The 12,763-nt window shown below is 41.9% G+C and carries 13 protein-coding genes and 1 other annotated feature; of the genes, 7 read left to right on the forward strand and 6 right to left on the reverse strand.

From position 1 onward, the window contains the following. Position 1 precedes the first annotated feature (1 nt). Both M2353_RS11075 and M2353_RS11080 read right to left on the reverse strand, forming a co-directional pair. Positions 2-976 carry a GNAT family N-acetyltransferase gene (locus tag M2353_RS11075; RefSeq protein WP_284725412.1) on the reverse strand — a complete coding sequence of 325 codons (975 nt, stop codon included), beginning with the start codon at positions 974-976 and terminating at the stop codon, positions 2-4. After that, positions 973-1,452: a GNAT family N-acetyltransferase gene (locus tag M2353_RS11080; protein WP_007501073.1), complete on the reverse strand. Its 480-nt coding sequence runs from the start codon at positions 1,450-1,452 to the stop codon at positions 973-975. The genes M2353_RS11075 and M2353_RS11080 overlap by 4 nt, the downstream gene beginning before the upstream one ends. Positions 1,453-1,734: 282 nt before the next feature. Here M2353_RS11080 and M2353_RS11085 point away from each other — a divergent pair, with 282 nt between their 5' ends. The 4 genes from M2353_RS11085 (at position 1,735) to M2353_RS11100 (ending at position 5,385) form a co-directional block, all read left to right on the forward strand. Next, the gene (locus tag M2353_RS11085) at positions 1,735-2,184 is read left to right on the forward strand and encodes a YfmQ family protein (protein ID WP_342394143.1); all 450 of its coding nucleotides are present in this window, start codon (positions 1,735-1,737) and stop codon (positions 2,182-2,184) included. 141 nt (positions 2,185-2,325) lie between these two features. Beyond that, complete coding sequence (locus tag M2353_RS11090; protein ID WP_073414018.1) at positions 2,326-3,558, forward strand: DNA polymerase IV; 1,233 nt, start codon at positions 2,326-2,328, stop codon at positions 3,556-3,558. A 15-nt stretch (positions 3,559-3,573) separates the two neighbouring features. After that, positions 3,574-3,918 (forward strand): YolD-like family protein, encoded by a 345-nt coding sequence (locus tag M2353_RS11095; protein WP_017367544.1) that lies wholly within the window; start codon positions 3,574-3,576, stop codon positions 3,916-3,918. A gap of 231 nt (positions 3,919-4,149) precedes the next feature. After that, complete coding sequence (locus M2353_RS11100) at positions 4,150-5,385, forward strand: MDR family MFS transporter (protein ID WP_173408112.1); 1,236 nt, start codon at positions 4,150-4,152, stop codon at positions 5,383-5,385. Positions 5,386-5,434: 49 nt separating this feature from the next. On the opposite strand, the gene M2353_RS11105 is transcribed toward M2353_RS11100, so the two are convergent. Together M2353_RS11105 and coaA are read right to left on the reverse strand one after the other, a co-directional pair. After that, a protein-coding gene (locus M2353_RS11105; RefSeq protein ID WP_284725414.1) for an IS3 family transposase occupies positions 5,435-6,786 on the reverse strand; the annotation gives its coding sequence in 2 pieces (ribosomal slippage) (positions 5,435-6,342 and positions 6,342-6,786; 1,353 coding nt in all). A 69-nt stretch (positions 6,787-6,855) separates the two neighbouring features. After that, on the reverse strand, positions 6,856-7,815 hold the full coding sequence (gene coaA, locus M2353_RS11110) for a type I pantothenate kinase (protein WP_008342294.1): 960 nt from the start codon (positions 7,813-7,815) through the stop codon (positions 6,856-6,858). A 188-nt stretch (positions 7,816-8,003) separates the two neighbouring features. Between coaA and M2353_RS11115 the strand changes: the two genes are divergently transcribed. After that, positions 8,004-9,332, forward strand: coding sequence for a CoA-disulfide reductase (locus tag M2353_RS11115; RefSeq protein WP_284725415.1), 1,329 nt, complete (start codon positions 8,004-8,006; stop codon positions 9,330-9,332). 214 nt (positions 9,333-9,546) lie between these two features. Further along, entirely contained in the window at positions 9,547-9,738 is a 192-nt protein-coding gene (locus M2353_RS11120) for a hypothetical protein (RefSeq protein ID WP_284725416.1), read from the forward strand. A 17-nt stretch (positions 9,739-9,755) separates the two neighbouring features. On the opposite strand, the gene M2353_RS11125 is transcribed toward M2353_RS11120, so the two are convergent. After that, on the reverse strand, positions 9,756-10,532 hold the full coding sequence (locus M2353_RS11125; protein ID WP_007501086.1) for an SDR family NAD(P)-dependent oxidoreductase: 777 nt from the start codon (positions 10,530-10,532) through the stop codon (positions 9,756-9,758). Further along, complete coding sequence (locus M2353_RS11130) at positions 10,533-11,495, reverse strand: MBL fold metallo-hydrolase (protein WP_284725417.1); 963 nt, start codon at positions 11,493-11,495, stop codon at positions 10,533-10,535. It abuts the gene before it with no gap. A 169-nt stretch (positions 11,496-11,664) separates the two neighbouring features. Beyond that, positions 11,665-11,876: a binding site (T-box leader), on the forward strand. 41 nt (positions 11,877-11,917) lie between these two features. Here M2353_RS11130 and proC point away from each other — a divergent pair. After that, positions 11,918-12,745 (forward strand): pyrroline-5-carboxylate reductase, encoded by an 828-nt coding sequence (proC, locus tag M2353_RS11135; RefSeq protein ID WP_284725418.1) that lies wholly within the window; start codon positions 11,918-11,920, stop codon positions 12,743-12,745. Positions 12,746-12,763: the final 18 nt, after the last annotated feature.

The raw sequence follows: 12,763 nt of genomic DNA on the forward strand, positions 1-12,763 counted from the left end.
CTTATTTAAGAGCTTCCTCTCTTCCTTCTTTATCCCAGCGATATGCCTCATTTTCTATTTCTTTTATGATTTCATTCTTTCCTGCCATATAGCTTTGTATATCTTCCGGATACTGCTTTGCTAATTGTTCCTTGACAGACGCATACGCCTCAGCTCGTTCTGGGTGGACTCTTAAGTAATCTCGAAACAATAAATGTCTTTTCACATCAGGATGATTTCTTTCATACACATGGACATGATGCGTACGATTCAAGCCACCCTTTTGAAAAAAGCGTCTCCCTTTTATACCATTTTCACCGAGCGCTTCGTATCCAAGGTGTTCAAATCTCTCTTTTTTTCTATCGATCTCTTCTATATCGCTTACTTCTATTAATATATCTATAATTGGTTTGGCAACAAGTCCTGTAACTGACGTACTGCCAATATGGTAGCCTTCTATCCAGATCTTTTGAATGATTTGCTTGAGTCGCTGCTTTTCTTGACGGAATTCTTCATGCCATTCTTTTTTGAATTCGACAACCTCAACCCTGCGTCGCGGTGTCCATTTCATTTTTGATAGGGTGAGCTCTTTTGCCACATGAATGACATTTGTTTCAAAAAACCCTAATTTTTCATATAGCCTTTTTGCAGGGGTGTTTTCCTGCCCTGTGGTCAGTTCTATCGGAACATTCTTTTCCATGATTGTGGACATGAGTCTTGTTCCAATGCCCTGTTTTAGCGCTTTGGGATGCACAGCCAATCGACTAATGATCAAACAATCTTTCAGCTCTTCATATGAAACTACGCCTAATAAGAGATCATTTTGCTCAAAACCAATAAATTGCTCTTTTGCTTTCATGACATCTTGAATGGTCTCTTTTAATGGCGGAAGATCAGCATAGCCAATTTGTTCAGCTTCTTGTTGGTATGCAGCTAGTTGAATATGTAAGATCTGCTTTGCTACATCAATTATTGTGTGATCTAAATAAACAATCATTTCATTGCCTCCAGCTTCTTCACAAATAACACACGGTCTTCATGAATGCCATCGTAATCTGAAAAGACTGAGATGCCATCTACTGTTTTATCTCCCTTTTCTATCTGAAATCCGAGTTTTGTATGGTAAGCAATGGAGACTTTATTGATAGGAGCTGTGACAGCTTTAATTGTTGTTCTTCCTTCCTTTTCAGCCGCTTCATAAAAAGCTTGATAGAGGATTTTACCTATCTTTAATTTACGGTGATCTGGGTGGACGCCAACAAAGTGAATATAGGCTTCATCCGAATGAGATTGCGATAAAAAACCAACCAAAAAGCCGATCAGCTCTCCCTTTTCAACGACAACAAAACTTGTTTGCTGGAAATGTTCAAAAAAGAGCTTTGGCAATTTTGCACGCAAATCTCTGCCTCCCCACCAGCTTTGAATAACGGATGTGACTGCGTAAAAATCTGACGGTTTCACTTGACGTATCATGATGGCCTCGCCCCTTTTTCCATTTTGGCTTTCCTTTGATTCGTTTTTTCTCAAAAATGCGATTGTTTCAATAGTCTACTGTCTGATCAAATGGTTGTAAAGACAGTATGCACGTCTTTTTTCATGTTCATTTGTTGGTTCTTCGTCTTTCAGCCGTCATCTCCTTTTAAATCTTCACACTTATTTCAAAAAGTTCACTTTTTGTGCGAAAGTTTCATTCATTTGTTATGTTAAGATGGTTCATATAGGAAATGGTACAAATGTTTATTGGAGATGATGAGATTGGTTTGGGTTGTTATTTCGCTTGTTGTGTTTAGTCTTTTAAAGCTGCTTGTCACCTCTTTGCCTTCTGGTGTTGTTGAGCGCCTTTTTAGCCGCTACGCCGTACATGCTAAAGTAACAAGTGAGCAAACAAATATTACTTTTCAAGGTCGTTCGCTTGATGAGCAGCGAGCATCTGAAATCATTCAACATTTTAATGATGCGATCTTTACTGAACGCTATTATATTTACCCTGGTGATGAAGAACGCTTTCTTCATCCGAATGAAGGGCCAGCGCCGCTTACTATGCAAACAAAGCATGGGAAGCATGATGTCACCCTTTATCTGTTCCATTATGATGACCATGTGGATGTGGTTCGGCAGTTTACACATAAGCCAAAGAAAAAGCTGATGGCTTATCGTCTGCGTTCTGAACCGCTCCAAACATTCCACAACATGGCACATGCCTAACAATCGTTGCAGCAGACGAGACGAAGTGTTCACCACTTCGTCTTTTTTGTATGGACAGCTTTTGAATGATTTACCAGTATGAATTTCACCTCATGTTGTTTACAATAGATACAGAACATACGTTCCTAGAGGTGAAGTACAATGAATGAACGAGCCATTCTGCTTGTGGATATGCAGTCATTTTATGCATCAGTCGAGAAGGTGGAGGCGCCTCATTTGGAGAATGTACCGCTCATTGTCTCTGGAGATCCAGAACGAAGAAGCGGAGTCGTCCTGGCAGCCTGCCCTCTCGCGAAGAAACGTGGCGTACAAAATGCATCAAGGTTATGGGAAGCACAGGAGAAATGTCCTGAAGCAGTGGTTGTACGTCCACGTATGCAGCGCTATCTCGATGTCTCTGTCATGATTACAGAACTGCTTGAACAATACACAGACCTTGTCGAGCCATATTCCATTGATGAACAGTTTCTTGATATTACAGGCAGTCTTACACTATTCGGCTCTCCACATGAGATCGCTCAACATATACAAACAACGATTATGAATCAGACTGGCATTTACGCACGTGTGGGCATCGGCCCTAATAAAGTGCTCGCTAAAATGGCCTGTGACCATTTTGCCAAAAAAAACACATCCGGCATCTATGAACTGAGTGCAGACCGGGTTGCTGCTGATTTATGGCCGCTTCCAATTGGAAAATTATTTGGCGTCGGCAAACGAATGGAGCATCATTTGAAACGAATGGGTATCAGTACCATTGGCACACTTGCTACTTATCCGTTAGACCGATTAAAAAAACGCTGGGGAATCAATGGGGAGCTTCTGCAGCGAACAGCTTTAGGACACGATCCCTCCCCAGTCACTATTCACACACATGATCAGCAAAAAGCCGTTGGGCATCATATGACCCTTCCCCGTGATTACGCATCTTTTGAGGAGATCAAAGTCGCTCTTCTTGAATTGAGTGAGGAAGTCGCTAGGCGGGCACGTTTTAAGCATTATCTCGGTCAAACGGTGTCTGTTGGTGTAAGAGGGGCTGATTTTTCACATCCAACAGGCTTTCATCGACAAATGAAGCTTCATTCACCGACACAGTATGGCTCAGATATTGCAGAGGCAGCGATTCAGCTATGCCAGCAGCACTGGGATGGCCAGCCCATTCGCAGTGTAGGCATTACCCTCTCACAGCTGCAGCCTGACAGCCACTATCAGCTGACTTTATTTGATCATCATTTGAAGAAAGATCAACTCAGCAAAGTATTTGATGAAATCCATCTGAAATATGGACCTGCGGCATTATTGCATGCTTCGTCACTGACAAGCGCAGGGCAGGTATATCACCGCGCCGAAAAAATTGGCGGGCATTACAAATAACGGAGGCGAACAAGCATGAATCCCAATAAATTAACACCTGGATACAACATCATGTGGGAATCAAGCCGAATGATGCTACCAGAGCACCGGGAGCAACTACTTGCTCAAAAACGAAAGAAAAAAGAATATACACCTCTACCGCTCAGCTCCGATCAGCTAGAGGAAATGAATGTTTTGATCACACAGTCGATTACCGAGGATCAAGCGATTTGCGTGACATATGTCTCATCAGGCATGAAAGCACAGTTTTGGGGCTGGGTGAAAGCCATTCATTATGAAACACGCCAAATGAAAATCGTGAATGACGAAGATGTTCTAAACCTTTCCTTACATCAAATTATTGCCATCGATCTCAATTGATTTTCGCAAAACGAAAACATGATCATTGAAAAACCCGCTTCGTTTTTCTGAAAAAATTATGATCCATCAAGGCTTAAAACCTTGAAAACGAGGCATATGCTCTTCGAATGAACGGAACAGTTCAAGCTTCTCTGTCATTTGACGGATGACTCCTCCATCAAATTGTGTATTTAATTTGCACAATTTTTCATGTATGATTGGAACATCTTACAAACTCAGGGGAGACACAGCATGAAAAATAACTTACGCACTTTACATCCACTTAGTTGGACGATCATCATCGGCACGATATTTGGCCGAATGGCGACATCCATGAGCATTCCCTTTTTAGCCGTTTATTTGACACAAATCAAAGGCGCCTCAGCCTCTTCAGCTGGATTGATCATTGCCGTCAGCTCTCTTATTGGGATTGTTGCGAGTTTTTACGGCGGCTATGTTTCCGACCGAATCGGCAGAAAAAAGGTCATGCTTTTATCCATCTTTGGCTGGACACTTGTCTTTGTTGGCTTCGCGTTTGCAGATGCCATTTGGGTCTTCTTTTTTATGAATGCTTTAAATGGACTGTGCCGGGCGCTGTTTGAACCAACGTCTAAAGCACTCTTATCCGATGTCACCCCATCAAGCATTCGGTTGTTTGTCTTTAACTTACGGTATACGGCCATTAACATTGGTGTCATTTTCGGCCCACTGCTTGGCTTATATCTCGGGTCATCAAAAACGACTTTTCCATTTCTCGTCGCTGCCCTCATTTACTTGTTGTATGGGTTAACGCTGGCATGGCAATTTCAAAAGCATCCAGTGGCTGCTCCAGAAAGCACCAAACAAATCGGCGTCAAAAAAGCTCTTTCCATTATTCAGAAAGATACGGTCTTTAGCATCATCCTCATTGGCGTTACTTTATGTTCATTTGGCTATTCACACCTAAGCTCAACACTGCCTCAATATTTATCGGCATCCCCTATGATTGAGGATGGCCCTAAACTGTTTGGGTATCTTTTATCCTTAAACGCAGTGGTTGTCATTGTCGTTCAGTACCCGCTGATTATGATCGCTAAGCGCTATTCAACGATTTTGTCATTAACGACTGGGAACGTGCTTCTAGCAGGCAGTTTGTTTGCCATTGCTTTTTCACAAAGTCTCGGTACGCTTGCTTTTATTATTGTCGTGTTTACGATTGGTGAAGTGCTGCTCTTTGCAATGATGGATCTGTTTGTAGACAATATTGCAAAACCTGAAGTGAAAGGATCATACTTCGGCGCAATGGGGTTTTCTCAGCTCGGCAGCGTCGTCGGACCGTTTGTCGGAGGATTGTGTATTGACTTATTTGGCGCAGCCCATCCCCTTTCTATTTTTTCAGTCTTGGCGATTGTCACCGCTGCAGGCGTTCCGTTTTTACTTATCGGATACTACCGCCTAAAAAAACGAACGGCGGCTGCCGTGGCTGTGAAAGTAAGTGGAGGTCATTAAAAAAACCGCTCTCAATTTGAAGTGACCCCCTAAATTTAGACGCGTTTTTTTATGAGACAGCTTTCGAGGCATGAGTTCGATATTGTATCGGACTCATGCCTTTTAGTTTTGTCTTTATACGTGTGTGATTGTAGTAATCAATATATTGTTCAAGTTCTTGCTTGAAGTGTTCGATGTTCTCAAATTTTTTTAGGTATAGAAATTCAGACTTTAAGATACCAAAAAAGTTCTCGATAACTGCGTTATCGTAACAGTTACCTTTTCGGGACATACTCTGTGTAATCCCACGCTTTTTTAAGTCGTGTCTATATTGCTTCATTTGGTAATGCCATCCTTGATCAGAATGTATCATTGGTTTCTCATCTTCATCTAAACGGTTGAACGCCTGATGAAGCATCGTTGAGACGAGTGAATAAACAGGTCTTGAACCGACTGTATAGGTAATGATTTCACCATTAAATAGATCTAATATGGGCGAAAGATAGAGCTTCTGACCAAATAACTTGAACTCCGTTATATCTGTGACCCATTTCTCATTTGGCCTATCAGCTTGAAAATGACGAGCCAAAATATTAGGCGCTATTTTGTTCACTGTGCCTCTGTATGAACGATATTTCTTCACTCGGACCATGCATTTTAGCCCTAGAACTTTCATGATGCGCTGGACTTTTTTGTGATTCACCTTTTGTCCCCGATTAATTAGTTCATCACGAATCCGGCGATATCCATAACGTCCTTGATGTTCCTGATAAATAGTTTGAATCATCTTTTTCAGTTCGACATCCTGATCAGGACGATCTAAATGCTTGATCAAGTAATAGTAGGTACTGCGTGGAATACATGCGAGCTTAAGAAGTGATTTCACCGGATATTGATGCCTTAAATCATAGACTACTTGCGCTTTGTCTTGTTTGGTGATTGTTCCTTGTTTTGAACTAAGGCATTCAACTTTTTTAAATACTCATTTTCCATGCGCAAATGTTCTACTTCTGCCTGTAACGCTTCCATTGATCCTTTCGTTATTTCTTGTTTTCCAGTTTTCCTTTTCATAGACGGACGCCCCTTTTTCTTAGATTGAAGGGCGTCTACTCCTTGTGTTTCCAAGATGCGCTTCCAGTTCCAAAGCGTGGTATCAGAAGGCAGGTTAAAGAGTGCAGCTGTTTCCAAGATAGACGTCCCATGTTCATTCATATAATCAAGTACGTCTAGTTTATATTGGACTGGATAATTTGTATATGACTTTGAAAAAGCTTTTTCGCCATGATATTGATACTTTCTGACCCAATATTGAAGTATGCTTTTGTGCACGCCAATCTGTTTTGCAATTCCAAGCAGGGGTTCGCGGTCAATGAGGTATCGTTTTACAGCTTTGATTTTATCTTCAATTGTAAATTTAGCCAAAAGAAAAGCACCTCCAAATGTTAGACTGTGTCTAATATTTGGGGTGCACTTCAATTTGAGCGGTTTTCTTTATACCCTGCGGATGGCGATCTCTTCCACCTTATGCTGATCACCTTTTTTTAAAATCAAATCGGCTCTATATTTTGTCGGCAAAATATTTTCATATAAATTTGGCCGGTTCACTGTATTCCAAATCGTGCTTGCCATCTGATCTGCTTCTTCATCCGTCAAATCTTTGTATTGATGAAAGAAAGATTCAGGGTCTTGGAAGGCTGTTTCCCGCAGCAAACGGAACCGTTCTTTATACCAGCATTGAATTTGCGTCTCAGCGGCATCTACATAAATCGAAAAATCGAAGTAATCTGATACAAACACGCGCGGCTCATCCTTCAGATCATCCAGTGCCGGTGATTGCAACACATTGATCCCTTCAATGATGACAATATCTGCATCTTCTACTGTTTCATACACCCCTTCAAGACGATCATAGGTCAGATGTGAATATACAGGTGCATGCACAGTTTGTTTCCCTGATTTTAATTCATTTAAAAACGAAAGTAGCGCTTTAACATCATAGCTTTCCGGGAAGCCTTTCTTTTCCATCAGCCCCCGATCTTTTAACTCTTTTTGAGGATACAAAAAGCCGTCCGTTGTTACGAGACTCACCTTCAGCCCATCTCCAAGCCTTGATAAAAGCGTTTCAATGATACGTGCTGTCGTGCTTTTTCCGACGGCCACACTTCCTGCAATCCCAATTAAAAAAGGGATTTTCGCATGATGCGGGTAGTTTAAAAAAGCATTGACATGCTGATTTTTTTGTTTTTCTGCAAAGACATGTAATGTCAGAAACCGAATAAGCGGTATGTAAATATCTCGAACTTCTTCTAGCGATAAGTAGTCGTTTAATCCTTGAAGTGCTCTCACTTCTTCTTCTGAAACAGATACCGGCATATATTCTCCAAGAGCGGCCCATGCCTCTCTCGTATGGCGTGTATATAGTGTATTAAAATCTAGTCGTTCGTCACCCAAAGTCTTTCCCACCAATCTAAACTAAACTCATAACCAAAAAGACGATAATCCGATTGTAGCTTAAAATGAAGGCGCTGTCTTTATTTTTCAACGAAAGTTTGCTTCTTTTGCGAAAAAAAAGCATTAAATAAAGGAAAATGAGGGTAAATAAGAGTATTCAGTTTGATAGATAGAAGGGAGCACACCAAATGAAATATGTGATGATTGGCGGAGATGCAGCAGGAATGAGCTGCGCTATGCAAATATATAGAGAGGATCCAGACGCACAAATTGTAGCTTTTGAAAAAGGAGAGATTTTCTCATATGGACAGTGCGGGCTCCCCTACTTGATCGGCGGTCTCATTGATCATCACAGAAAACTCATCGCACGTAGCGCTGACACTTTTCGTGACAAGTACGGAATTGATGCCAGATGCTTACACGAAGTGACCTCAATTGACCCGGAGCAAAAAACAGTATCGGGTATTCATTCTAAAACAAAAGAGCCCTTTACAGAAACGTATGACCGCCTGTTAATTGCGACAGGAGCAAGCCCCGTCACACTTAATCTAGACAGTCATTCATTAGAAGGTGTCCACGTATTAAAAACAATCCCGCATGCGCTGTCTATTTTAGACAATCTAAAAAAAGACGTCACACATATCACGATTATCGGCGGAGGATATATCGGCTTAGAAATGGCAGAAAATTTAAAAGGGCTAGGCAAAGACGTTCATATCATTCAGCGGGGTGCAACACTTGGCCCAGGCTTTGATCCCGATATGGCAAAATATCTGAAAGAAGAAGCGGACAATCAAAGCATTCACGTGGTACTTGGTGAAACAGTGCAAAAGTTAAAGGGCAAGACACATGTAACAGCTGTTCAAACAGACAAACAGACCATTGAAACAGATATGGTCATCATTGCCGTTGGCGTCACTCCGCAAACATCCTTTTTAGACAGCACAGGAATTCAGCGTCTTCAAAATGGTGCAGTTGTTGTGAATGAATACATGCAGACCAATGTACAAGATATCTATGCGGCGGGTGACTGCGCAGCAACCTATCACCGTATCAAAAAGGAACTGGACTATATTCCGCTCGGCACGACAGCAAATAAACAAGGAAGAATCGCAGGTTTTCATATGACAGGAACAAACCGTGCGTTTCAAGGCGTAACCGGCACAGCGGTGATGAAATTTATGGACGTGACAGCAGGGCGAACGGGTTTATCAGAGAAAGAAGCAAAAGACGCGGGCCTTCCTTTCTCCACCATCACCATCGACAGCACTGACCACGCTGGATATTACCCAGATGCAGAGAAAATAAAAGTGAAACTGATTTACAGAAGCGATGATCACACCTTGCTTGGCGCACAAATCATCGGTAAAGAAGGTGTTGATAAACGAATTGATGTCATGGCAACTGCTCTTTATCAAGGGCTGACTGTGACAGACCTTGAAGATTTAGATATTAGCTATGCCCCTCCTTTTAACAGTGTATGGGATCCACTTCAGCAAGCGGCAAGACGAATATAGAAAAAGGAGTGAAGCCATTGACCATTCAACAAATTGCTACTATTGAAATTCCTGTGACTGATATCCCCCGGGCTGTCTCTTGGTATGAACAGATTTTATAGATGATCGTTCTACATCAATCAGAAGAAGCCGCCATGCTCACTTTTATCTCGTCAAAACAAAACACGAGAAACGAATCTACTTTATGAACTCTTTTACAGGAGTTCGGCATAGTATGATTGATCTATTTGTGAAGGATTTAAAAAACTTTCACCAGTATTTAAGCGAGCATGAAGTGACTGTATCAGATATTCAAATATTAGCTGACCCAGACTTAGGCGGTTTTAGCTTCGAAGATGTTGATGGCAATGTCTTTGGCGTCACCAATATCAAGCCCCATCAAACAAAAAAAGAAACCAGCCTGTGACCGGTTTCTTTTTTTTGTTATTTTTTCATCATCGCTTTACGTGCTGCTTTTTCAAATAAAAACGGGAATAATTGATACAACTTACTGCCAGCATTCATCCATCCTGGTAAATTAATCTCTCTTTTTTTCGTCATCATGGCGGATACGACCTTCCCTGCTACCTTGTCAGCACTGAGCATCATAAAATCAACATTTTTCACATATTCACCACTACGGTCTGCAATGGTAAAGAAGTCTGTGGCAATCGGTCCTGGATTGACGGTTGTGACATGAATCCCGCTGTCTGCCAGCTCCATTCTGAGGCTGTTTGAAAATCCGAGAACCGCATGCTTTGATGCGGAATAGATGGCGGATTTAGGGGTGGCAATTTTGCCTGCCTGTGACGCTATATTGATAATATGTCCCTTCCCTCTTTGTTTCATCTCAGGAAGGACCTTTTTTGTGCAGGCAATTAAACCAAAGACATTGACCTCAAACATCGACACCATTTCCTCAATGGATGCGTCTTCGACGAGATCGAACACACCAAAGCCGGCATTGTTCACCAAAATATCAACAGCGCCCACTTGTTGATAGGCTTGATCAATGTCCTCAAGCTGACTGACATCAAGCTGAACGATGTGACATACGCCGCCAGCACTTATAATCTTTTCTTTTACACCTGTGAGCTTTTCAATTCGTCTTGCCGACACAATGATTTCTGCTCCTTCGGCTGCTGCCAAGTACGCCATCTTTTCACCAATACCGCCTGAAGCACCTGTAATCCATATTCTCTTTCCTGTTAGTCGCCCCATTTATTTCACTCCTTCATTTGCTCGATAGTAGAGGGTTCCGTCTTTTTGCACTTCTTCAATTTGTCCAGCCGCTAAAAGCACATCAAGCTGTCCGACTGTCTCAGACATTGTCAGAAATAATGCTTCTTCATACAGGCCCGGAAATAGGGTGCGACAAAGATGAAAGGCGGTCATTTCCTTTCGTTGAAGCAGCTGATACATCGTATTTGCCCGTTTTTCCTGTTTTTTAAATCTTTCTTCGATCAATTCGTGATGAGAGGTAATGAGCTGGCCATGCCCTGGATAAATCGTCTGAATGGGCAAATGCAATAAACGCTCGAGTGATGCTTTATATTGAAGCAGCGATTTTTGACGTTCTGTTCCCTTCATTGGCGCTTCCATTAACGGATTGGAAGAAATGGTCGTAAGCAGCAGATCACCGCCGATGAAATTCCCTGTTGTTTCATCTAAAAAAGAAAGATGAGATTGTGCATGTCCCGGTGTCTCCAGCACTTGGAAGTGCTCATGTCCCTTCAAACGATCGCCTTCTTTTATGACGTCATCGACATGTGCCGTACATGAATATGTATAGGACTGCCTCACAATTCTTTCACACTCACCTTGACGAAGCGGCACACCTAACTGCTGAAAAAAATCATTCATAAAATGGATTTGACGCTGTTTAAACGCTGCATCCTGACTAATATAGGGCTCATTCAACTCGTGTCCGATGACACGGACTTGAGGTTTCATCAGATCTAAAAGACCGACATGATCTGCATGATGATGTGTCAAAACCACTTGATCAATATCATCTATTGATAAATGATGTTCCTTTAATTGCGTGACAAAGGCATGCTGCGCTTCTTGTGTCATCGGTCCGCAATCGACTAAGGTCACGGCATTGCCTTTTAATACATATGCATGGACATCCCCCACCGCAAACGGTGTGGGGATGGATAATTGAATCATTTCTTCTTTCACTTTTATACGTCATCTCCTGATTTTTGACTCATAGATCTTCTGAACTCACTCTTCTTTATTCATTGTATCTTGCAAAGGGCAGACTGTCATGCGGTTTAGATGGTCAATTTTTTTATCTCTCCCTATTGACACAAACTTGTCCATCGTTGCATAATGAACAACAAATATAAGATGCGCGATGACAAGGATTAGTAAGCAAAATAACGATGCAAGAGAGTGAGGTCCACCGGCTGTAAGACTTCACCATCCTCTTATTTGCTGAACCTGCCCTTTGAGCTGTTAGGCAAACCTAAACGTTTCCCGCGTTAAGGGACTAGAGCTGAGTATGCAACATTGCATGCTAATTGAGGGTGGTACCGCGAAAAACCTTTCGTCCTTTGCAGACGAGAGGTTTTTTTATTTTCTACAAGGAGGAGCAGCTTATGAGTAAAATTGGATTTATTGGTGCAGGCTCAATGGCCGAGTCTATGATTAAAGGTCTTTTAAAGAGCGGCATTATGTCAAATGAAGATATCATTGTCACAAATAAAACAAATGAAAAACGATTAGAAGAATTAAATGCACGTTATGGAGTCAAAACAGATTTCGCTCGTTCCTTTATTTATGAAGAAGCCGATATGCTGGTGTTTGCTTTAAAACCAAAAGATGCGGAAAGTGGCATTTCTGAAGTAAGGCCCCATTTAAATGGACAGCTGATTATTTCTATTTTAGCGGGCATTTCTATTGAAACCATTCAGCAATATACTGGCGCAAAAACGGCGGTGGTTCGTGCGATGCCAAATACATCAGCAGCCATACAACAATCAGCTACTGGCATTGCTGTCAGTGATGAAGTCACAGAGGCGCAAAAGGAAAAAGCAGTTCAGCTGTTTGAAACGATCGGTCATGTGACGGTTTTAGATGAATCACAGCTGAATGCGGTCACAGCCATTGCAGGCAGCGGTCCTGCCTTTATTTATCATTTGATTGAAGGAATGGAGCGAGGTGCATCGGAACTTGGGATGGACCAAGAGACAGCGAAATTGCTCATTTGTCAAATGATTGCAGGCGCTGCAAATATGCTTCAGGATAGCGGTAAGGAACCTGCTGAATTGCGCAAAGAAATTACGAGCGAAGGTGGAACGACAGAAGCAGGACTGAATACCCTTGCTTCCTATCAATTTGAAGAAGCGATTGTCGATTGTGTGAAAACAGCGACAAAACGCGCAGCAGAATTAAACGACATGTTTTCAGCGAGTACGTATAAATAATATAGAAAAGCACCTGCC

The sequence above is a fragment of the Bacillus aerius genome (assembly GCF_029894105.1).
In the GTDB taxonomy this organism is placed as follows: Bacteria; Bacillota; Bacilli; order Bacillales; family Bacillaceae; genus Bacillus; species Bacillus altitudinis.